Raw genomic sequence first — 21,256 nt, 5'->3', positions numbered from 1 at the left:
GGCGACTCCTCGTGTTTGAACATGCCTTGTGGATTTCGATACCGCTTCGGGAGGCTTTGCCAGCGGCGCGCTAGAGCCCGATCCCAATGCCGATCCCGAAACGCACGCCCGACGACGGTCGCGGCGGCTCCGGGTCCGGCCACAGATGCGCAGAGTAGGCATCCAGCAGTGGGAAGACATACGCGAGCTCGCCAATCGATCCCTCCTCGGTTCCCGATACCGTGCCTACCGCCGTGATCCGCCGCCCCGGGCGGTAGTCGACCGGATCGGCAAAACCATCGACCTTGAGGCGAAAACGCCCCGTATTAGCCTGCCGCGTCTGGGGCTCCTGACGCTGCAAGGGATAGCTGACCACTTCGATCACCGTGCTGTCCGGCCGGTTGTCGACTCGGGCGATGATTCCGCCCCAGACCTGATCCTCGGCCGGCAGGTTATCGGCCGTCACGCTGCGGGGGGGCACGGGGTCACCCACCGCGTCAGGGATTTCCAGCGGACCGGGGGCACAGCCGGCCAGCACCACCACCATCACCAGCGCCAGGCTGAAGATCGCGGCACGCCAGGTGTTACCAGTACCAGGGATCATATCGCCAGGGGTCGTAACGCCAGTGGTAGGGATGCGGCCGCCAGTAGGGCCCCATATAGCCGGGTGGGCCCCATGGGTCGTAGTAATACGGGTCGCGAGGCGGCGGACGCTTGGCCCACAGGTGCACCGTCTCCGCATCAATGCGGACAAAGCGGTAGTCAAACTCGCCAATCGAGCCTTCCTCGATTCCGTCGATCCGGCCACGCACGGTCACTTCGCGCCCCGTCCCGTATACCTGGGGGTCGAGGAAATCGTCGATATAGGCGCGAAAACGTCCCTCTGACTGGTCGACCTCGCGCGGACGCGCCTCGCGGCTGAGCGGACGCGCCACAATCTCGAGCCGGGTACCGTCCCGAGTATTCTCGACGTCCGCGATCACACCCCCCCACACCACCTCCTGACCCTGCACCGCCTCGGGGTCGGCCAGGACGTCGGCACGCGCGAGCGGCTCCTCGGGTAGCGGCCCGACCCCTTCGGGGATACTGGCGCAGCCCACGACCAACCCGCCGAGCAGCAACACGGCCAGCAGAGAAAATTGGCGGCATGGGTTCATGTCCGTTAGGACCGTTCAGAGCACGGCAAGGTTCGCACTACTCCGGGACTGGCGCACAAAGCGCCTCGACATCCACGACCTCGTGCTGGGCGGCCTCCACGGCCTGCAACAGGTCTTCGGGCTCCAGCCCGACCGTCTCCCAGACATCCGCACTCACCGGCGGCGCGTCGGCCCAGTCGCGCGAGTCGATCTCGGCCAGGTGGGCCCCCGTATTGGCGAGGTGCACCAGCGCCACCGCCAGGCGATGCGCCTCGGGAGCTGACTGCGGATGATGATGCCCGGCCACACAGGCAACCAGCCCCTCCGGCAGCCCCCAGTGGGCTGCCAGGGCCTCGCCCAGCTCCGCGTGGTCAAACCCGAGCTGCTCGCGCTCGGCGTCCTGCGGGTTCAAGCCGTCCCCGATGTCCAGACTGGATAGAAACGCGCGATGCGCCGCCTCCGGCGACTGGGTGAACAGCAAGAGCTTGCCCAGATCATGCAACAGCCCGGCAAGAAACACGCTGCCGGCCTGGCGGGGCAGAACCCGGTCGGCCAGATGACGGGCAATCACGGCACAGTAGGCGGAGTGGCGCCAGAACACCTCCAGCGGAAGACGTTCCTGGTCGGGAATGTTGCTGGTGGCGCGTGTAATTGCGCCCGCGACCACCAGACGCTGGAGGGTATCCCGCCCCAGAAGGTTCACCGCCCGTTCGACTGTATCCACAGTGCGGGCCTGTGCGTAGACAGGGCTGTTGGCCAGGCGCAGGACCAGCGCCACCAGGCCGGGGTCACGCCCGAGACTACTGGCGATCTGTCCCGCTGTGCTGGTGTCATCCTCCAGCAGGCGCGCCACGTCGAACACGACCTGCGGCATCGCCAGCAGCTTGTCAGCCGACTGGACGCGGGCCTCGAGGCTTTCCTTTGCGTGCATCTCCGACATCCAGGCGCTCCATCACAGGGCCGCACGCCCCGCTGCCCCCTACTGTAACCCCACGTTTCCCGCCAGGGAAACGAAGGGCAGGAAAAACGCGGCAGCACGAACCATAATCAGAACCCCCAGTCATTATTGGGTGCTTGTCCCCAAACAGCGGAGTTTCTGCCATGGCATTGCGTCTGACGGTTGCGCTATTCGCTTTCACTCTCCCCGGCCTGGCTCTGGCCGGCATCCAGACCGAGGAGGTCACCTACGAACACGACGGCGAGGAGATGACCGGCTATCTCGCCTACCCCGACAGCGACGGCCCCCACCCGGGCGTGTTGGTGGTCCATGAGTGGTGGGGTCACAACGAGTATGCCCGCGAGCGGGCCGAACAACTGGCACAGGAGGGCTATGCCGCGTTCGCTCTGGACATGTACGGCAGCGGCAAGAAGGCGGATCACCCGTCGGACGCCGGCGAGTTCGCCGGTCAGATCCGTGGCAACCGGGACCTCCTGATGGGCCGTTTTACCGCCGCGCATGACTGGCTCAAGGACCACGACGCCACGGCCGATCAGGCCCTGGCGGCGGTGGGCTACTGCTTCGGCGGCACAGTGGTGCTCGAGGCCGCACGCGCCGGAATGGATCTCGCGCTGGTCGCCAGCTTCCACGGCGCGCTGGAAACCGATCACCCGGCCGGTACGGGCGACGTCAAGGCCGAGGTGCTGGTCTTCAACGGTGCGGCCGACCCGATGGTGCCGCCGGAGCAGGTGGCCGACTTCCGCGAAGAAATGGACAACGCCGAGGCGACCTACACCTTCGTCGACTTCTCCGGTGTGGTGCACAGCTTCACCAACCCCAGGGCCGACGAAGTCGCCGAGAAATTCGACATGCCAGTGGGCTATGACGAACGGGCCGACCGCGACTCCTGGAAACACCTGCTCAGCGCCCTGGGGCGCATGTGATTCAGACTTCGACAAGCGTGTGAGTGTGGCGGGCCGCCGCCGGCCACACTCACCCCCATGAACCGCAACAACCAGACCGGTCAGAAATTGCGGAAGAAGATCAGGGTCCCCAATCCCACCACGATGGCGACCATCACCAGGATGGCCAGCTTCAGCCACCGCCACCCGCGCGATCGCGCCGGCCGACTACGACGGCCGCGAGACGAAGTGCGAGGGGCCGGTGCATCCGCCGCCAGGGACGGCCCGGACGGGACCGATTCGTTGGCCCGGGCCACCAGGGGCTCGTGCGGCTCGACGCGTGGAGAAGAGGTGTCGCGCTCTTCCCCCGCCGCAGGCGAAGTCGATTCCGGACTGGTCACCCCCTGCTCCAGTTCACGAACCCGGGCCCGCAGGGCCTGATTGCGCTCGCGCGCTTCTCTCAGCTCCTGCTCGCGCTGCGCCAGCCGCTCGCCAAGAGCCGAAGCGGAACCGTCCTGCTCCGAACAACGGGCCTCCAGGTCGGCACGGGCCCGCTCGGCCGCGGCCGCGCGTTCGCACTGCTGGTTGCGCTCCTTGCGCAATCGGGCCGCATCCTCCAGGGCCTGGTCCCGTTCCTTCTGTACCGTCTCGCGCAGCCGGTCGAGCTCCACCAGCTCGTGATCCAGACGGATATTCTCGTTCTCGAACTCGCGCACCCGGGCGCGTAACTTTTCGAGCTCCTCGAGCTGCTCGGGCGCGCCGGGTGTCGGTGCTTCTTCATCGGGGTCTTCGCCCGCGATCATCTCGGCTGCCTGGAGTTCGGCCAGCTGACCCTCGCTTTCTTCGGCTCGCTGCAAGGCGGCCGTTGCCTCGTCCCGGGCCTCGCTCAGCGCCGTGCGCAGGCGCTCGATCTCGCGCTGCGCCTCGCGCTCGTCGGCCGACTGCTGGCGAAGCATCAGTTCGCGGCGCAGCCGCTCCACTTCCTGTCGCAGGGCCTGGTCACCGCCGGCGGGGGCAAGCGGCAGCAGTTCATTGACTACCTCGCGCACGCGACCGGGGATGAAGGGCTTCATCAGCACGGCATTGGCGCCCAGTTGCAGCCATTCACGGCTGGCTTCCTCGTCGCTTTCCTGCCCGGTAATGATGACCACCGGCAGATCGGACGGGAGCCCTTCCACGCCATCTCGGATGCGCAACAGCAGGTCCTGACCGTCCAGGCCCGGCATGGACAGATCGGTCAGGACCAGGCCGATGTCGGCGTTGCGCTGCAGGAGTGACCAGGCCTCTTCGCCATCCGCCGCCTCGTAAACGACGCGCTCACCCTGCAGGATGCGCTGCAGGGCGATACGGATCACCTTGGAATCATCCACCACCAGTATGGCGGTGCGGGTCATTGGCGGTTGCTGTTCGGTCATGAAAGTCCCCCTGGGCACGTCGAGGCCACATATCCCTGCGTGGCCGGGCTCGAGCGCCCTTGAGCAGGTTACGCATGCGCCCGCCCCGACGCCAGCACACGGCACACCCCGACGCGAACCAGATCACGTTTTTGTACATCCACTCAGACGGGCTTCGACTTCCACTGGACCGCGTACAGGTCCCGCCGCCGATCGCGCAGGTTGCGCACCGAGCCGTGGTTGCGCAGCTCCTTGAGATTGTCGAGATCGAGATCGACAATCAGGGTCATCTCCGTGTTGGGGGTGGCCTCGGCCGCGACCGCGTCGTGGGGAAAGGCGAAATCAGACGGCGTAAACACCGCAGCCTGGGAATACTGCATGTCCATGTTCTCGACCCTGGGGAGATTGCCAACCGAGCCCGACATCACCACGTAGCACTCGTTCTCGATGGCGCGCGCCTGAGCGCAGCGACGCACCCGCAGGTAGGCGTTCTTGGTGTCGGTCCAGAACGGCACGAACAGGATCTGCAACCCCTTCTCGGCCATCACCCGCGGCAGCTCCGGAAATTCCACGTCATAGCAGATCAGGATGCCGATCTTGCCGAAGTCGGTGTCGAACACGTGCACCTCATCGCCGCCCTGCAGTCCCCAGTAGGCGACCTCGTCGGGGGTCACGTGCACCTTGTACTGGCGGTCCCAGGTTCCGTCACGCCGACACAGGTAGCAGACGTTGCGCAGGACCTCGTCGCTGTATTCGGGCATCGACCCGGCAACGATATTGATGTTGTAGGCAAGTGCCAGGCGCACCATCTCCTCGCGGATCTGCTCGGTGTATTCCGACAGGTGGCGCACCGCTTCGGCCGGGTACTCCTGGTTGAACGCACCCATCAGCGGACCATTGAAGAATTCCGGGAACAGCACGCAATCGGAGCGGTAACCCGAGACCGCATCCACGAAATACTCGACCTGCTGAAACAGGGAATCGAGGTCTGGCGTGGGACGCATCTGCCACTGAACCACGCCGATGCGCACATCCGAACGGCTTCCGCCGATCAGCTTCTCCTTCTCCTCGTAGTAGATGTTGAGCCACTCGATCAGCGTCGCAAAGGCGCCGGACTTCTCGTCGTCCGGGAGGTAGTTGGTGATGATCTTGCGAACGTGGAAATCATTGGCGAGCTGAAAGGTCAGGATGGGATCAGTGATCTCGTGGTTCTTGACCTTCTCCACATACTGCTGCGGGGTCAGCTCGTCCCGATATTGCTCATAGCCCGGAATGCGCCCCCCGGCCACGATCGCCCGCAGATTGAGCTTCTGGCACAGTTCCTTGCGCGCGTCATACAGACGCCGTCCGAGGCGCAGCCCGCGGTAACCGGGATGAACGAAGATATCGACCCCGTACAGGGTGTCGCCGTCCGGGTCATGGGTCGTCAGAAAACCGTTGCCGGTAATCTGCCAGTAGCTGTGCTGATCCCCAAAACGCTTGTACTCGACAATCAGGCTGATTGCCGCAGCCACCACCTTGCCGTTGTCCTCGATACAGATCTGGCCTTCGGGAAAGCGTGAGATCTGCGAGCGAAACTGGGCCTCGCTCCAGGCCCCGTCGAGGTCCTCGTACACCCGCTCCATGATCTCGCGGATATCGTCGTAGTCCTCCATACGCGTCGGCCGCAGCGTCAGGTGGTGCGGTGCGTTGGGGTCGGCATCTTGCTGATTGCTCACGCGTTGGCACTCCGTGGTGGTGGGACCATCCGCCGGCCGGCTCAGAAGACCCAGGCCAGCAGCAGCCAGAAGAAGACAAAGAACAAAAAGAAACCGGGGATCATGAACTGCAGCTCGCCGATCAGCCCCTCCCCGGCCGCCAGTGCGAACACCAGCATCACCAGCAGCGAGACGATCGCGGCGACCAGGGCAGCCATCGCCAGCCCCATACCATCGTCAAAGGTAGCGGCCACCCACCCGGACAGTCCGGGCAGGGTGACCGCCATGGCCAGTACGATCAACGCCACCAGCAGCGCGGCCAGGGCCGAGGTCCCCAGTAGGATGCGCAGGGCCAGGCGGCTGTCACGGTGATCACGGGAGTTCATGCAGCTGCCTCGCGACGATCCCGCACATAATCACGCACGCGGTGCGGGTCGGGGATCCCGGCCACCCGAAACTCCGGGTTGTCGCCAGTGGTATACACGGCAATCTCGCCCACCCGGAAGACCCGGTTCCAGAAGCTCTGGTCCACCTTCACAGTGCGGATCTGGCCGATATCCAGGTCCACATGGGACTTGCTGAGCAGCCCCTCTTCCAGATGCACCTGGTCGGCGTCGATGCGCAGACGCACCGACCGCGTCTGCAGATACCACCACAGCAGAATCAGGAGCCCCAGACCAAAGGCCGCGATCAGCAGAACACTGAAAACGAAACCAAACGGGTGGTTGCGAAACATCGCCGGACGGGCGTCGATCGCGGGGGCACGACTGGTCATGGGACCTCCGGTTCGCGGACAGTACCGACAGTGTGCCAGATGGCATGCCTGACGCGGATATCGCCAGAGGATGCTGTCGCGCCAATGAGCAAACGCGGCGTTTGTATCAGGCCGGACGGCTCATGTTCTTGCCGTAGAAGATCTCCATCATCTCGTGCTTGAGCAGCTTGGCGATGCGCTTGGCCTCCCGGGCCGAGTAGTCGTCCTTGCCCAGGCCGAACAGGTAGTTGTCGAGGTCGAAGTCCTTCAGCACCATCTTGGTGTGGAACAGGTACTCCTGGTACACGTTCACGTCCACCATCTGGTACTTGTCCTTGGTATCGCGCGAGAGGAAGTCCTGGATGGAGTTGATCTTGTGGTCGATAAAGTGCTTCTTGCCACGCACGTCGCGGGTAAAACCGCGCACTCGATAGTCCATGATCACAATATCCGACTCGAAGCTGTGAATCAGGTAGTTCAGGGCACGCAGCGGCGAGATGCGCCCGCAGGTGGACACATCGATATCCGCGCGAAAGGTCGCGATCCCGCCCTCCGGGTGGGACTCCGGATACGTGTGGACCGTAATATGGCTCTTGTCGAGGTGGCCGACCACCGTTTCCGGCAGCGGGCCTGGGCCCTCGGTATACCCGATCTTCTCGGTGGCCACCGGCTCTTCCGAGATCAGCATGGTGACCGAGGCGCCCTGAGGATCATAGTCCTGGCGCGAGATATCCAGGATGTTGGCTCCGATCAGATGAGCCACGTCGGACAGAATCTGGGTGAGACGCTGGGCGTTGTAGGCCTCGTCGATGTACGCGATGTACTCGTCTCGATGGCGTTCGCCGGAGGCGTAGCAGATATCGTAGATATTGAAGCTCAGGCTCTTGGTCAGGTTATTGAACCCGTGGAGCTTGATCTGCTTCTTGTGGCGGGGCATGGCGTTTCCTCTTGCCCGGGACGCAGGGAACGGCGGATTGTAGACGTCCCGGCCCGTCAGGGAAACACGCCGTCCCCGCTAGTGAAAATTTCCGGCGTCCCACCCGGACGCTCAGCGCGGGGCGGGACCCTCGACAATCTCGAAGTCGTGGGTAACCCTGGCCGCGGCCCCGAGCATCAGCGAGGCCGAGCAGTATTTCTCCGCGGACAGTTCCACCGCGCGGCCCACCTGCTTCTCCGACAGACCATGGCCATACACCCGAAAGTGCACGTGGATGTCGGTAAACACCTTGGGCACCGTCTCCGCCCGCGTGCCGTCCACCGTGACCTCGCAGTCGAGGACCTCCTGGCGCCCCTTCTTGAGCATTGCCACGACATCGAAACTGGTACACCCACCCAGCCCCAGTAACAACATCTCCATCGGGCGGGCCCCGAGGTTTCGCCCGCCGGCATCCGGGGGGCCATCCATCACCACCGCATGCCCACTGCCGGTCTCGCCGACAAACGCCACCTGTTCCAGCCACTTCACCCTGACCCGCATAAGCGTCTCCTTTTACCCACAAATTCCGGCCTTTTGGAAGGCCTTGTGTGGCCTATACTCAACAAAACATGCACAAACTTTGAGACGACAAGCACAGAACAGAACCCGGGTCAGCGCATTTTGTGACTCGATCCCGACACCCGGGTCCCGCTTGTGGAGGGCTGGATTACACTGAAACCCGTCCCCACTACGCGAGACGTGAGAAGCCATGGATGCCATGACCATGAATAACCCGTTCGTCTATCGCCCGGCGCAACCGTCGCCGGCACTTGAGCGCTTTCTCGGCTACTGCCACCGCCGGCACTACCGCAAGCGCACGACGATCATTCATTCCGGTACGGTACCGGATACGCTGTATTACGTCGTCAGCGGATCCGTTTCGGTGCTGGGCGAGAACAACGGTCACGAACTCGTCCTGGCCTACCTGAACAAGGGCGAATTCTTCGGCGAACTCGGCATGTTCGAGGATGACCCGCGTTCGGCCACGGTCGTCACCCGCGAGGATACCGAGACCGCCGAGATCCCCTATACCCAGTTCCGCGAGATCGTGCAGCGCGACCCGGAGATCCTGATGCTGCTGACCAGCCAGATCGCCACCCGCCTGCGCCAGACCTCGCGCAAGGTGATGGACCTGGCCTTTGTCGACGTTACCGGCCGCATTGCCCACACCCTGCTGGATCTGGCACGCCAGCCCGACGCGATGACCCACCCGGACGGCATGCAGCTGCGCATCACCCGTCAGGAGATCGCGCGCATCGTCGGCTGCTCGCGCGAAATGGCCGGACGCGTCCTGAAGGACCTGGAGGAACGCGGGCTGATCACCGCCCACGGCAAGACCATCGTCGTGTTCGGCACCCGCTGAACGGCATCCTGGCAAGAGCCTGCCCGCAGCGAACGCGGGCGGGCGCCTCGCCCGCGGGTTCAGTCCTCGCCGCGGAACAGCCGGCCCAGCGCCAGCCCCGGATCCTCGGTGCGCATGAAGGCCTCGCCCACCAGGAAGGCATTCACCCCCGCCTCCTGCATGCGCGCCACATCCTCGCGGGTATGGATGCCGCTCTCGGTGACCAGTAGTGCCGAGTCCGGCACCTGGCCCTTCAGCTCCAACGTGGTCTCCAGCCGCGTCTCGAAGCTGCGCAGGTCGCGGTTGTTGATGCCGATCAGGTCCGCGCCGATGTTCTTCGCGCGCTCGAGCTCCTCGGCATCGTGCACCTCGACCAGGGCATCCATGCCCAGCTCGCGGGTCAGGAAGTACAGCTCGTGCAGCGCGGTGTCATCCAGCGCGGCGGCGATCAGCAGCACGCAGTCCGCCCCCAGCACCCGCGCCTCGTAGACCTGATAGAGGTCGATCACGAAGTCCTTGCGCAGAATCGGCAGCTTGCAGGCCACGCGCGCATCGCGCAGATCCCCGTCACGCCCCTTGAAGAAGTCCACGTCGGTCAGCACCGACAGGCAGGTGGCTCCGTGTTCCTCGTAGCTGCGGGCAAAGGCCTCGGGGTTGAAGTTCGGGCTGATCTGCCCCTGGCTGGGGCTGGCCTTCTTGATCTCCGCGATCACGGCCGCGCGCCCGGCATCGATATCGCGTTGCAGCGCCGCCCGGAACCCGCGCGGCTCCGGAGCCGAGCCCATCCAGCCACGCAGCTCGCGCAACGGCCAGAAGGCCTCGCGTTCCTTCAGCTCCTCGCGCTTGCGCTCGAGGATCCGCTTGAGGATGTCCGGGACGTCGTTCATCAGATTCCTGCTCCTTGATTGGTCAATCGTGCACTGGTCGCCTGCAGCCGCTCCAGGCGCTCGCGGGCGGCACCCGAATCGATCGCCGCGGCCGCGCGGCCAACACCCGCGGCCAGCGACTCGGCGCCACCCCCGGCGTAGATCGCGGCCCCGGCGTTCAGCAGGACGATGTCGCGGGCCGCGCCGACCTGCCCCTCCAGCACCCCGCGCAGCATCGCGGCCGAGGCCTCCACGCTGTCGACCCGGATCGCATCCAGCCCGCTCCGTGTCAGCCCGAAGTCCTCGGGCACGATGGTGTACTCCTCGATCACACCATCCTTCAGCTCCGCCACACGCGTCGGGGCGCCGATGCTGATCTCGTCCAGCCCGTCCTCGGCGTGCACCACCAGCACGTGCTCGCTGCCCAGCCCCTTCAGGGCCTCGGCCAGCGGACGCACCCAGGCTTCGGAGAACACGCCCAGCACCTGATTCGGCGCCCCGGCGGGATTGGTCAGCGGGCCCAGCACGTTGAACAGTGTGCGCACGCCAAGTTCCTTGCGCGGGCCGATCGCGTGCTTCATCGCGCCATGATGGGCCGGGGCAAACAGGAAGCCCACGCCGACCTCCTCGATGCAGGACCCGACCGCCTCCGGCGACAGCCCGAGATGAATCCCCAGGTGCTCCAGTACGTCCGCGGAGCCGGACTTCGACGACACCGAACGGTTGCCGTGCTTGGCCACCCGCACGCCACCGGCCGCCGCAACCAGCGCCGAGGCGGTCGAGATATTGAAGGTGCCCGAGGCATCGCCGCCGGTGCCGCAGGTATCGACCAGCCCGGTCCGCGGTACATCCACGCGCGTCGCCAGCTCGCGCATCACGCCGGCCGCCGCACGAATCTCCTCGATGGTCTCGCCCTTCATGCGCAGGGCCACCAGCAGCCCGCCAATCTGGGCGTCGGTGGCCTCGCCGGTCATCACCGCCTGCATTACGGCGGTCATGGCCGCCTCATCCAGGTTCTGACGTTCGATCAGGGCCGCTATGGCTTGCTGCACGGTCACAGGGCTGCTCCTGTCGGGGAATCGGGAGCGCTAGTGTAACGCCCGCTCCCGCGCGGCACGAACCAGGGAAACACCGATTAGCGTTTCCCTAACCCCCCGCCGAACCAGACGAATGCAGCAAAGAGCCAGATGACCGCCGCACCGGCGACCAGGTGCAACAGGACGTCATCCAGCCAGTCGACCACGAAGAGCGTGAGCAGGGCCGCAAACCCGAGCTGGATAAAGGCCTGCATCGCCGAGGCCATGCCGCGCGCGCCCGGATAGCAGTCCAGCGCCAGCAGGGTCAGCGAGGGCATCCCCAGGGCCAGGGCGAAGCTGTACAGGGCAAACGGCAGGGTCACCGCCGCCACCGACGGTTCCGGGGCCAGCGCCGCCCAGCCCACCAGCGCCAGTGAAATCCCGGTGAGCAACAAGCCGATGCGGACCGTGACCTCGGGCGCCACGCGCCCGGCGCTCCAGCCGGAGGCCACGCCCCCCAGCATCAGCCCCACCACCATGGGCGCGAACAGCCACCAGAAATCGCGCTCGCCGCCTCCGAGATGCACATAGATCAGCGCAGGCGAGGCCGCGACGAACAGGAACTTGGCCCCGAACAGGGTGGTATGCACCAGCACCGGCTGCAGGAACTGCACATTGCGCAGCGTGCCCGTATAGCGCCCGAGCACCAGCCGCGGCCGGCTGGACACGCGCCCGACCGGGGGCAGGGTCTCCGGCAGCCAGAGACGCGCGGCCAGCAGCAGCACGACCCCGTAGAGCACCAGGAACGCAAACACCGAGCGCCACCCGAATGCGGATTGCAGATAGCCGCCCAGGATGGGGGCGATCGCAGGCCCCATCGCGAACATGATCGTCACAATCGCGAATACGCGCCGCGCATCGATGGGGTCGAAACGGTCGCGCACCAGGGCACGGCTCACCACCACCCCGGCCGCCGCCGCGAAGCCCTGACCGATACGCAGCCCGATCACCTGCCAGTATTCCACCGCCACCACCAGTAGCGCGGATGTCGCGACGTAGGCCACCAGCGCCCACAGCACGACCGGACGCCGGCCAAAGGCATCCGACAGCGGCCCGGCCACCAGGGTGGCCAGGGCAAACGCGACCAGATAGGAGGACAGCGTCGCCTGCATCGCCGCACCGTCGACGGACAGGTCCGCGGCCATCGCCGGGAACGACGGCAGGTAGGTATCCAGCGAGAACGGCGCCAGCAGCGCCAGAGGTGCGACCAGCAGCGCGAAGCGCAGCCGCGTCCGTTGATGCGGCGTCACGCCGGTTGCGGCAGGCGGCGCAGGAAGTTGTCGAGGAGCTCGTGCCCCTGCCGGGTCAGGATGGATTCGGGGTGGAACTGCACGCCCTCGACGTCCAGTTCACGGTGGCGCAGGCCCATGATCTCGTCGCGGGTGCCATCCTCGCGCTCGGTCCAGGCGGTGACCTCCAGGCAATCGGGCAGCGAGGCCGACTCCACCACCAGGGAGTGATAGCGCGTGGCCTCCAGCGGGTTCTCGAGGCCCGCAAAGACTCCCACCCCGGTGTGATGCACCGGGGAGGTCTTGCCGTGCATGATCTCGCGGGCCCGCACCACGCGCCCGCCGAACACCTGACCAATCGCCTGATGCCCGAGGCAGACCCCGAAGATCGGGATCTGCCCGGCAAAGCGGCGGATCACCTCCATGGACACACCCGCCTCGTTCGGAGTGCAGGGCCCGGGCGAGATCATGATCCCGGCAGGCGCCAGGTCGGTGACCTGGTCGGGTGTGATCTGGTCGTTGCGGTGCACCTCGACCTCCGCCCCCAACTCGCCCAGGTACTGGACCAGATTGAAGGTGAACGAGTCGTAGTTGTCGATCATCAGGATCATGCCGGGAGTCCCTCCGCCGCACCGGACCGGTACAGATCGCAGACTAGCGCGAGTGCGCCCGGCGTGCCCGACAACCGCGCTCGCGCTGCCCGTTCTGCACCGGTCATCACGTCCTCAGCCACGGTGCCTGCGCGGCCCCAGTCCGCCCAACGCCAGCTCGGCCGCGCGCACGACCGCGCGCCCCTTGTTCAGGGTCTCCTGCCACTCGTTCTCGGGCACCGAGTCGTGCACCACCCCGGCGCCGGCCTGAATGTGCAGCTCACCGTCGTGCAGTACGGCCGTGCGGATCGCGATCGCGGTGTCCATGTTGCCGGACCAGGAGAGGTAGCCGACCGCCCCGGAATACGGCCCGCGCTTGACCGGCTCCAGCTCGTCGATGATCTCCAGCGCGCGGATCTTCGGCGCGCCGGAGACCGTGCCGGCCGGAAAGGTCGCGCGCAGCACGTCCATCGGCGAGTGTCCCGGGGCGAGTTGGCCCTCCACGTTGGAGACGATGTGCATCACGTGCGAATAGCGCTCGATGGTCATGGTGTCGGTCACCTCCACCGAGCCGATCTCGCAGACCCGCCCGACGTCGTTGCGCCCGAGATCGATCAGCATCAGGTGCTCGGCGCACTCCTTCGGGTCCGCCAGCAGCTCGACCTCCAGCGCGCGGTCTTCCTCCTCGGTACGCCCGCGCGGGCGGGTGCCGGCGATCGGGCGCACGGTCACGCGGTCGTCCTCCAGCCGCACCAGGATCTCCGGCGAGGCCCCGACCACGTGGTGGTCGTCCAGGTCCAGGTAGTACATGTAGGGCGACGGGTTCAGCGCCCGCAACGCGCGGTAGAGGTTCAGCGGTGGCGCCGAGAACGGGACGCTCATGCGCTGCGCCAGCACCACCTGCATCACGTCGCCGTCCATGATGTATTCCTGCGCCCGCGCCACGGCCGCCTGGAAGCCCTCGGCCGACCAGCCCGGCACATACTCCGGCACCGCGTGCGGGTGCGGTGGGTCTCCCGGCGGCACCAGCGGCTCGCCGATCCGGCTCTCCAGCTCGTCGAGGCGTTCCGCGGCCACGACCTGCCCGTCGGGGCGCGAGGTATCGGCATGCACCACCAGATACAGCCGCCCGGAGAGGTTGTCGTAGACCACGACCTCCTCCGAAACCATCAGCAGGATATCTGGCAGCCCCAGCGCATCGGGCTTTTCCGGGCCCTCCAGGCGCGGCTCGATCAGGCGCACGGTCTCGAAGCCGAAGTAGCCGACCAGGCCACCGGTGAAGCGCGGCAGGCCCGGCAGTTCGGCGACCTTGAAGCGCGCCTGGTAGGCCTCGATCCAGGCCAGCGGATCGGTCTCGGTGGTCTGCTCGACCACCTTGCCGTCGGTCTCCACCGTGATGTCGTGGCCGTGCACCCGCACCCGGGTCCGCGCCGGCAGGCCGATGAAGGAGTAGCGACCCCAGCGCTCCCCGCCCTGCACCGACTCGAACAGGTAGGAATACGGCCGGTTAGCCAGCTTCAGGAAGATGGACAGGGGCGTCTCGAGATCCGCCAGGACCTCGCGCACCAGCGGGATGCGGTTATAGCCCTCGCGGGCCAGTGCGTCGAACTGTTCGGGGGTCATCACAAGGGTTCCTGACAAGAGAGGGGCAGACGGCGCGGCAGATCAGTCGCCGTTTCGCCATCGCCCCGCTGTCCGGTCCATTGCGATCATGTCAGGCCGCCCGGGCGGGCAGCAGCTCCGGCAGTTCGTCCAGCCGGTCGAGCACCGCATCCGGGTGTTCGTCGCGGATATCAAAGCCGTGATTGTAGCCGTAGGTCATGCAGACGATCTGGAAGCCGGCCGCGCGTGCCGCCTTCACGTCGCTCTTCGAGTCCCCGACCATCAGCGATTCGGAGGGCTCGACACCCAACTCCCTGGCCGCGTGCAGCAGTGGCGCCGGGTCAGGTTTCTTCTGCGGCAGGGCGTCGCCGGCGACCACGATCTCGAAGTCGTCGAGGATGCCCTTTTCGCGCAGTAGCGGCACGGTGAAGCGCTCGGCCTTGTTGGTCACGCAGCCCAGGCGGTAACCGGCGGCCTTCAGCTGATCCAGCCCCTCGCGCACCCCCGGATACAGCGGCGAGCGCCCGGCGGTGTTCTCCTGGTAGATGCGCATGAATACCGGCAGTGCCCGCTCGAAGGCCTCCGGGTCCGGCTCGCCGTCGAGCGCATTGAGCAGCGCCCGCTTGACCAGCCGTTCCACGCCGTTGCCGACCCAGTTGCGCACGGCCGCCTCGCCGCGCTCGGGCAGACCCAGCTCGCGCATCATGGCATCCACGCTATAGGCCAGGTCCGGCACGCTGTCGATCAGCGTGCCGTCCAGGTCAATCAGGATCATGCGGGGGCGCTTCAGGGACATCCCGGTCTCCGGACGAATCAGGCCTTGGCCATCTCGTCGCGCATCTGCTGGATGATGCTGTTGTAGCGGTTCGCGTCGGCATCGCTGCCGGCACCGAAGATCGCGGAACCGGCGACGAAGGTATCGGCCCCCGCGGCCTTGATCTCGCGGATATTGTCAGCCTTCACGCCGCCGTCGATCTCGAGGCGGATGTCACGCCCGGAGGCGTCGATCATCTTGCGCGCCTCGCGCAGCTTGTCGAGGGTGGCCGGGATGAACTTCTGGCCGCCAAAGCCCGGGTTCACCGACATCAGCAGGACCATGTCGACCTTGTCCATCACGTAGTCGAGATAGGACAGCGGGGTCGCCGGATTGAACACCAGACCCGCCTTGCAGCCCTCGGAGTGGATCAACTGCAGGGTGCGGTCGATATGGTCGGAGGCCTCCGGGTGGAAGGTGATGTAGCTGGCGCCGGCCTGGGCGAAGTCCGGGATGATACGGTCCACCGGCTTGACCATCAGGTGGACGTCGATCGGCGCAGTCACGCCGTGCTTGCGCAGGGCATCGCAGACCAGCGGACCGATGGTCAGGTTCGGCACGTAGTGGTTGTCCATCACGTCGAAGTGGACGATGTCCGCGCCGGAGGCCAGGACGTTGTCGACTTCCTCGCCCAGGCGGGCGAAGTCGGCGGACAGGATGGACGGGGCAATGAAATCGGGTTGTGCCATGGGAAGCCTCGCAGGAATCTCTGGGATAGCGGGACCGACCATCGGCCACGCTCTCGGAACCGCGGAACTTTACCGGATGCCGCCATGGCAGGCAAAAGGCGACGCATGCGACAGGCCCTCCAACGCAAACGGGCCGGGGAAACCCCGGCCCGTCGGCTTGCCGCTTCGCGGTTGCCGAATCAGTTGAATTCGGTCTCGATGAAGGCGGCCACATTGGCGATATCGTCATCGCTCAGCGCCTGGGCATGCGGGCGCATCAGACCGGTATGGGAACCGATCTCTTCACCGGCGCGGTAGCGCTCGAGCTTGTCGGTCACGTACTCGGCGTCACGACCGGCCAGCGCGGGGAAGATCGCCTGGCCCTTGCCTTCGGCCCCATGGCAGCTCAGGCAGGTAGACTGGTACTTGGACTGGCCAGCCTGGATGTCGGTCGCCTGCGCGGCGGACGACAGCATCAGCACACTTCCTGCAATCCCGGCCAGAACGAACAGCTTGGTTTTCATTGTTGTGGTCTCCTCGTTTGCAGCTCACCAACGGGGTTGCACCCCATCGTGAAGCGAACGTTAGCAGGGCTTCCCTGAATGGTGCATTAACATAAAAGCAAATGGGGGCATACGGACACCCGGACGCTCGACGATCAGCGTCCGTGCACGTAGCGCTCGTCCGACCAGGTCGCCAACCACTCCGGACGCACCATCACCAGGCCGGTGACCACCATGCCGTTGAGGACGGCCTCGGGCAGTACGAGCAGGGCCAGATAACGCACGTAATCGCGATAGATATCGTCCCAGGCCAGGTCGGTGAACAGCCCGTAGATCACCGCCGAGGCCAGCACCGTGGCGGCCACCGTCAGGGCCCCGCCAAGGAACGCGACGCCATACAGGTAGATGAACATGTGGCGTGGCAGCCAGGCCTCGGTCGCCCGCAGCAGCCCCCAGGTCAGGGCCACCGGCAGCACGCCCGCCAGCAACACCGTCAGCGGAAAGGCCGAGAGTGGCACCGCCCCCAGCAGGGCCAGCCCCGCCACCACCAGAAACACCATCAGGATCGCCAGCTGCCAGCCAAACATCAGCGTGATCGTGGCCATGCCGAGAAAATGCAGCGCCAGACCCTCCAGGGCCTGCGCGCGCAGCCCCCAGATCAGCAGCAGACACAGCGTGGCGATCACAAAGAGCTGCGTTCGCCCGGGGACAAAGAAGGCCTCCCAGGGCATGCGCCGCAGCATGATCAGCAGCCCCGCCCCCAGCAGGAGGGCGGACAGCACGCGGAGCGCAACCGGGAGTTCGCCCGCCCCCTCGACCATGGTCAGTCGGGCTCGCGTTCGGCGGCCGCGACGGTGTACTCGCGGCCCTGCTTGACCTTGTCGTAGTTGCCGAACACTTCCTTGAACCCCTTCTCGATAAAACGCCGCAACCCGGTAATGGTTACGACATAGATGCGACCACCGGGGTTCATCTGCTCGTGGGCATCGAGCAGATAGGTGTAAAGCATCTCCCGCCCTACCTTGGCCGGCAGATTGGACGCCACGAGATCGAAGCGGCGCTCGCGGATCTGGGCGAAGCCGTTGCTGGTCACGCACTCGACGTTGGTAATGCCGTTGAGCTCGGCGTTGCGCCGGCTGTACTCGACCGCGAGAAAATTGGTGTCCACCAGCGTCGTCGTGCCCTGCGGCGCCTTGCGCGCCAGGGTCAGGCCGATCGGGCCATAGCCGCAGCCCAGATCCAGGCAATCGTCATCCGGGCGCACCTCGATGCGATCCAGCAGCATGCGCGTGCCATCGTCGATCCGGCGCGGCGAAAAAAGCCCCCAGGTCGTTCGAAAGCGCAGGGACTCGCCCGCCAGGGTATCGGCGAATTCGAGGTCGCGCTTGAGCTCCGCCTGACGCGCACGCCGCGAACGGGCATCGGGGAACGCCTCGGTCACGTGGTCACCCCGGCCGCCCGCGCCAGGTCCTGCCAAAGCCCCTCGGCGGTGGACGCCGGGGCCATCGCATCGTCCTCGCCGGGCAGACCCAGCACGCTCAGGTGTCCCATCTTGCGCCCCGCCCGCGCCTCGCTCTTGCCGTACAGATGCAGACGCGCACGCCCGGCCTCCAGCGCACCGGACCAGTCCGGGCTGCCGTCCGCGGGCCACAGGTCCCCCAGCAGATTGACCATCGCCACCGGGGCCGTCAGGCGCGCCGGGGCCAACCCCAGACCGCAAACCGCGCGCACCTGCTGCTCGAACTGGGACACGGTGCAGGCGTCCAGCGTGTAATGGCCGGTGTTGTGCGGGCGCGGGGCGATCTCGTTGACCAGCAGCTCTCCCCCCATCGTCAGGAAGAACTCGACCGCCAGCACGCCACAATAGTCGAGGCGATCGGCAATCAACTGCGCGATCGCCACCGCGCGCCCGGACAGGTCCGTGTCGACACGCGCCGGCACCCGGCTCAGGTGCAGGATGCCGTCTCGATGCACGTTTTCGGATACCGGGAAGGCCTCACTGCGACCGTCGAAGGTGCGCGCCACCACCACCGACAGTTCACGCTCCAGCTGCACCCGTTCCTCGAGCACACAGTCCACGCCACCGAGCTCCGCGTGCGCGGCCGCCAGATCGCCCATGTGATCCATCGGGCGCTGTCCCTTGCCGTCGTACCCCAGCCGGGCGGTCTTCAGGAGCGCCGGGAAGGACGGTGCACCGGAGGCGTCCTCGCCACCATCGCCGCCGGCCGTCACCGGGCGCCAGGGCGCAACCGCTACCCCGATCTCGGCGAGAAAGCGCTTCTCCTCCAGCCGGTCCTGGGCCACGCCCAGCGCGCAAAGACCGGGGCGCAGACAGGCATTGGCCTCCAGCCATTCCAGTGCCGGGCGCGGGATGTTCTCGAACTCGCAGGTAATCACCGCGCACTGGCCGGCCAGGGCCGACAGCGTCTCCGCATCCTCGTAGGGCTGGCAAAGATGGCGTGTTGCGACCTGTCCGGCGGGGCTGTGCGGGTCGGGGTCCAGCACCCAGACCGCATAGCCCATCTCGCGCGCGGCCCGCACAAAGTAGCGACCGAGCTGCCCGCCGCCGAGCAGCCCCAGGGTGGCGGGAGGCAGGATCATGATGCGGCCGGCGGCAGGATCTGGTTAAGCACCGTATCGCGCTGCGCGCGCCGGAAGGCGTCCAGCCGTTCGCACAGAGCGGGGTCGGAGTTCGCGAGCATCGCGGCGGCAAACAAGGCCGCATTGGCCGCGCCGGCCTCGCCAATGGCGAAGGTCGCGACCGGGATCCCCTTCGGCATCTGCACGATCGACAGCAGCGAGTCCTGCCCCTTCAGGTGGCGCGAAGCGACCGGCACGCCGAGCACCGGCACCGAGGTCTTGGCGGCCAGCATCCCGGGCAGATGCGCGGCGCCCCCGGCCCCGGCAATGATCGCGGCCAGACCGCGTTCGCGGGCCTGTTCGGCGTACTCGAAAAGGAGATCCGGGGTGCGGTGGGCGGAGACCACCCGAGCCTCACAGGGGACGCCCAGTTCTTCCAGCACGTCCACTGCGCATTCCATCGTCGCCCAGTCGGAGGTACTGCCCATCACCACACCCACGCGTGGGGTAGTCTTGTCGTTGTTGCCCGTCATGGACGGAACCTTAGCCGCCCCGCCCCGGGGCGACAAGCCCGCGATGCGGCCGAATCCTCACGGCGCCGGGCTGACACCGGTCGACCGCCCCCTCGGGTGCCGCTCATCTCAGCTCCGCCAGCAACTGGCGGATCATGCGCTCGGCCTGGGAACCATAGCCCCCGCCAAACAGGTGATCGTGATTCAGGATGTGGTAGAGGTTGTAGAGCGTCTTGCGCACCGGGTAGCCGGTGTCGACCGGACGCATCTCCTCGTAGGCGTCGAAGAAGTCCTGCCCGGGATGGCCGAACAGCTCCATCATCGCCAGATCCGCCTCCGGATCCCCGTAGTAGACGGCCGGATCGAACAGCACGGCCGTACCATCGGACTGGAAGCCCCAGTTACCGCTCCACAGGTCCCCGTGCAGCAGTGAAGGCTCGGGGCGGTAGTCGCTGAAGAACCCGCCCAGATTCGCTTCCAGGGACTCCAGCGCCTGGATCAGCGAATGCGCGGCCCCGCGCTCACGCGCCAGACCCCGCTGGAAGCCGAGGCGCTCGTCGCGATAGAACGATACCCAGTCCTCGTGCTGGCGGTTCGACTGCGGTGTCGAGCCGATGTAGTTGTCGTGATCCAGCCCGAAGCGCGCCGCCGTCTTCATGTGCATGTCGGCCACCCCGTGCCCCAGCGCGACCCCGTCGCGCCGCCCCCCCAGGTCCAGCTCCTCCAACACGATAAAGCACACCTCCCCGGCCTTGCCCGTACCGATCACCGCCGGGATCCGCACTCGTTCGCAGCGGGCCAGTTCCTCCAGCCCGCGCGCCTCGGCCGCAAACATCGCCTCGGCCATGGCGCCACGATTGAGTTTCACGAAATAGGTCCGGCCATCGGTCCCGGTCACGCGCTGGGCCTGGTTGATCGAACCCCCGGAACAGGCCTGGCTTCCTGTCGGCTCGAACGCGCTTGCGGTATGGTCCGTGATGCACTGGGCCACCGCCGCCGTGATGGCGTCGGGGCCCGCAGAGTCCAATCGGTTCATCCTCGGTATCCGGCTTGCTGATCAACGTGCAGGTTAACGGTTGCCGCGGGATTCGTCAGGAGACCTACCCCATGGCTTTTCGCAAACTCGAGCCGCTGTGCGACAAGATCGGTGCCGACCGCATCCGCGCGGTCATCGACGACTTCTATCGCCGCCTGTCCAGCGACCCGGAGATCGGGCACCACTTCGAACGCATCCAGGACTTCGAGTCCCATGTCCGGCGCATCTCGGATTTCTGGTACATGAACCTGGGCGGACGCCTGGAGCAACCGCCCACGATCGACATGGTCGGCAAGCATGCGCCGCTGAACCTGACCGAGGCCGATCTCGCGGTCTGGATGCGGCACTTCAAGGCGAGCACCGAGGAGCATCTGGAGGCGCCACTGGCGGCCGAATGGCAGCAGCTGGCGGATGGTATCGCCAGCCGGATGCGCGAGGACATCATTCGCTAGCGTCGCCCTACCCTCCTGCCCTGTTGAGGCTGGCCCTGGTTCGGCATCCGGTGTTTACGGTGCCTTCGTCCGGCCGCCTGCCTGCGCTGTTTCGCCAGCGCGCCGCGAGGTACTTTCTTGCTTGCCCAAGAAAGTACCCAAAGAAGGGCACCCGGATTCCGCCCGGGAACCTTGCTCCAGGGCCCTCGGGCCGGCGGCGCTGAAACTCGCT

General features: G+C 66.3%; 25 protein-coding genes. 3 read left to right on the top strand and 22 right to left on the bottom strand.

Annotated features, from left to right (window positions below):
- Positions 1–70: 70 nt before the first annotated feature.
- From C995_RS0108650 to C995_RS0108640, 3 genes are read right to left on the bottom strand one after another with little or no spacing between them, the layout of a single operon-like run.
- The gene (locus tag C995_RS0108650) at positions 71–583 is read right to left on the bottom strand and encodes a Slp family lipoprotein (protein ID WP_018864558.1); all 513 of its coding nucleotides are present in this window, start codon (positions 581–583) and stop codon (positions 71–73) included.
- Positions 564–1,136, bottom strand: coding sequence for a Slp family lipoprotein (locus tag C995_RS0108645; RefSeq protein WP_018864557.1), 573 nt, complete (start codon positions 1,134–1,136; stop codon positions 564–566). The genes C995_RS0108650 and C995_RS0108645 overlap by 20 nt, the downstream gene beginning before the upstream one ends.
- Before the next feature lie 37 nt (positions 1,137–1,173).
- On the bottom strand, positions 1,174–2,055 hold the full coding sequence (locus C995_RS0108640) for an HDOD domain-containing protein (RefSeq protein WP_018864556.1): 882 nt from the start codon (positions 2,053–2,055) through the stop codon (positions 1,174–1,176).
- 161 nt (positions 2,056–2,216) lie between these two features.
- Here C995_RS0108640 and C995_RS0108635 point away from each other — a divergent pair, with 161 nt between their 5' ends.
- A complete protein-coding gene (locus C995_RS0108635; RefSeq protein ID WP_018864555.1) occupies positions 2,217–2,996 on the top strand; it encodes a dienelactone hydrolase family protein in 780 nt (259 codons plus the stop codon).
- A gap of 80 nt (positions 2,997–3,076) precedes the next feature.
- Here C995_RS0108635 and C995_RS0108630 read toward each other — a convergent pair whose 3' ends face one another.
- The 6 genes from C995_RS0108630 to C995_RS0108605 all read right to left on the bottom strand — a co-directional run bounded on the left by C995_RS0108630 (position 3,077) and on the right by C995_RS0108605 (position 8,276).
- Positions 3,077–4,369 (bottom strand): response regulator, encoded by a 1,293-nt coding sequence (locus C995_RS0108630; RefSeq protein ID WP_018864554.1) that lies wholly within the window; start codon positions 4,367–4,369, stop codon positions 3,077–3,079.
- A gap of 143 nt (positions 4,370–4,512) precedes the next feature.
- Positions 4,513–6,066, bottom strand: coding sequence for a bifunctional GNAT family N-acetyltransferase/carbon-nitrogen hydrolase family protein (locus C995_RS0108625; protein ID WP_018864553.1), 1,554 nt, complete (start codon positions 6,064–6,066; stop codon positions 4,513–4,515).
- Between the two features lie 41 nt (positions 6,067–6,107).
- On the bottom strand, positions 6,108–6,431 hold the full coding sequence (locus C995_RS0108620; RefSeq protein WP_018864552.1) for a hypothetical protein: 324 nt from the start codon (positions 6,429–6,431) through the stop codon (positions 6,108–6,110).
- A complete protein-coding gene (locus C995_RS0108615) occupies positions 6,428–6,820 on the bottom strand; it encodes a PH domain-containing protein (RefSeq protein ID WP_018864551.1) in 393 nt (130 codons plus the stop codon). Before C995_RS0108615 ends, C995_RS0108620 begins: the two co-directional genes overlap by 4 nt.
- A gap of 106 nt (positions 6,821–6,926) precedes the next feature.
- Positions 6,927–7,736: an adenosylmethionine decarboxylase gene (speD, locus tag C995_RS0108610; protein WP_018864550.1), complete on the bottom strand. Its 810-nt coding sequence runs from the start codon at positions 7,734–7,736 to the stop codon at positions 6,927–6,929.
- Between the two features lie 111 nt (positions 7,737–7,847).
- A complete protein-coding gene (locus C995_RS0108605) occupies positions 7,848–8,276 on the bottom strand; it encodes an OsmC family protein (protein WP_018864549.1) in 429 nt (142 codons plus the stop codon).
- Between the two features lie 223 nt (positions 8,277–8,499).
- Between C995_RS0108605 and crp the strand changes: the two genes are divergently transcribed.
- On the top strand, positions 8,500–9,138 hold the full coding sequence (crp, locus tag C995_RS0108600; RefSeq protein WP_012983719.1) for a cAMP-activated global transcriptional regulator CRP: 639 nt from the start codon (positions 8,500–8,502) through the stop codon (positions 9,136–9,138).
- A 59-nt stretch (positions 9,139–9,197) separates the two neighbouring features.
- Here the strand turns inward: crp and trpC are convergent, their stop codons facing one another.
- The 13 genes from trpC to C995_RS0108535 form a co-directional block, all read right to left on the bottom strand.
- Positions 9,198–10,004 carry an indole-3-glycerol phosphate synthase TrpC gene (gene trpC, locus C995_RS0108595; protein WP_018864547.1) on the bottom strand — a complete coding sequence of 269 codons (807 nt, stop codon included), beginning with the start codon at positions 10,002–10,004 and terminating at the stop codon, positions 9,198–9,200.
- Positions 10,004–11,041 (bottom strand): anthranilate phosphoribosyltransferase, encoded by a 1,038-nt coding sequence (trpD, locus tag C995_RS0108590; RefSeq protein ID WP_018864546.1) that lies wholly within the window; start codon positions 11,039–11,041, stop codon positions 10,004–10,006. The genes trpC and trpD overlap by 1 nt, the downstream gene beginning before the upstream one ends.
- Before the next feature lie 77 nt (positions 11,042–11,118).
- The gene (locus C995_RS0108585; protein WP_018864545.1) at positions 11,119–12,309 is read right to left on the bottom strand and encodes a multidrug effflux MFS transporter; all 1,191 of its coding nucleotides are present in this window, start codon (positions 12,307–12,309) and stop codon (positions 11,119–11,121) included.
- A complete protein-coding gene (locus C995_RS0108580; RefSeq protein WP_018864544.1) occupies positions 12,306–12,899 on the bottom strand; it encodes an aminodeoxychorismate/anthranilate synthase component II in 594 nt (197 codons plus the stop codon). The genes C995_RS0108585 and C995_RS0108580 overlap by 4 nt, the downstream gene beginning before the upstream one ends.
- A gap of 114 nt (positions 12,900–13,013) precedes the next feature.
- Positions 13,014–14,501, bottom strand: coding sequence for an anthranilate synthase component I (gene trpE, locus C995_RS0108575; RefSeq protein ID WP_018864543.1), 1,488 nt, complete (start codon positions 14,499–14,501; stop codon positions 13,014–13,016).
- Positions 14,502–14,592: 91 nt separating this feature from the next.
- Positions 14,593–15,276, bottom strand: a complete 684-nt coding sequence (locus tag C995_RS0108570; RefSeq protein ID WP_018864542.1) for a phosphoglycolate phosphatase — start codon at positions 15,274–15,276, stop codon at positions 14,593–14,595.
- Between the two features lie 17 nt (positions 15,277–15,293).
- The gene (gene rpe / locus C995_RS0108565) at positions 15,294–15,983 is read right to left on the bottom strand and encodes a ribulose-phosphate 3-epimerase (RefSeq protein WP_018864541.1); all 690 of its coding nucleotides are present in this window, start codon (positions 15,981–15,983) and stop codon (positions 15,294–15,296) included.
- Positions 15,984–16,162: 179 nt separating this feature from the next.
- Complete coding sequence (locus C995_RS0108560) at positions 16,163–16,486, bottom strand: cytochrome c (protein ID WP_018864540.1); 324 nt, start codon at positions 16,484–16,486, stop codon at positions 16,163–16,165.
- A 134-nt stretch (positions 16,487–16,620) separates the two neighbouring features.
- Positions 16,621–17,286 carry an energy-coupling factor ABC transporter permease gene (locus tag C995_RS0108555; protein WP_018864539.1) on the bottom strand — a complete coding sequence of 222 codons (666 nt, stop codon included), beginning with the start codon at positions 17,284–17,286 and terminating at the stop codon, positions 16,621–16,623.
- 2 nt (positions 17,287–17,288) lie between these two features.
- Positions 17,289–17,906, bottom strand: coding sequence for a class I SAM-dependent methyltransferase (locus tag C995_RS0108550; RefSeq protein WP_018864538.1), 618 nt, complete (start codon positions 17,904–17,906; stop codon positions 17,289–17,291).
- The gene (locus C995_RS0108545) at positions 17,903–19,066 is read right to left on the bottom strand and encodes a 5-(carboxyamino)imidazole ribonucleotide synthase (protein ID WP_018864537.1); all 1,164 of its coding nucleotides are present in this window, start codon (positions 19,064–19,066) and stop codon (positions 17,903–17,905) included. Before C995_RS0108545 ends, C995_RS0108550 begins: the two co-directional genes overlap by 4 nt.
- On the bottom strand, positions 19,063–19,578 hold the full coding sequence (gene purE, locus C995_RS0108540) for a 5-(carboxyamino)imidazole ribonucleotide mutase (protein ID WP_018864536.1): 516 nt from the start codon (positions 19,576–19,578) through the stop codon (positions 19,063–19,065). The genes C995_RS0108545 and purE overlap by 4 nt, the downstream gene beginning before the upstream one ends.
- Before the next feature lie 103 nt (positions 19,579–19,681).
- Entirely contained in the window at positions 19,682–20,593 is a 912-nt protein-coding gene (locus tag C995_RS0108535) for a fructosamine kinase family protein (RefSeq protein WP_018864535.1), read from the bottom strand.
- A 71-nt stretch (positions 20,594–20,664) separates the two neighbouring features.
- On the opposite strand from C995_RS0108535, the gene C995_RS0108530 reads away from it, so the two are divergent.
- A complete protein-coding gene (locus C995_RS0108530) occupies positions 20,665–21,045 on the top strand; it encodes a group III truncated hemoglobin (protein ID WP_018864534.1) in 381 nt (126 codons plus the stop codon).
- Positions 21,046–21,256: the final 211 nt, after the last annotated feature.

It is taken from the genome of Thioalkalivibrio sp. ARh3 (genome assembly GCF_000377265.1).
In the GTDB taxonomy this organism is placed as follows: Bacteria; Pseudomonadota; Gammaproteobacteria; order Ectothiorhodospirales; family Ectothiorhodospiraceae; genus Thioalkalivibrio; species Thioalkalivibrio thiocyanoxidans.
The sequence above is the reverse complement of the archived record's forward strand: the minus strand, read 5'-3'. Positions and strand labels throughout refer to the sequence as shown.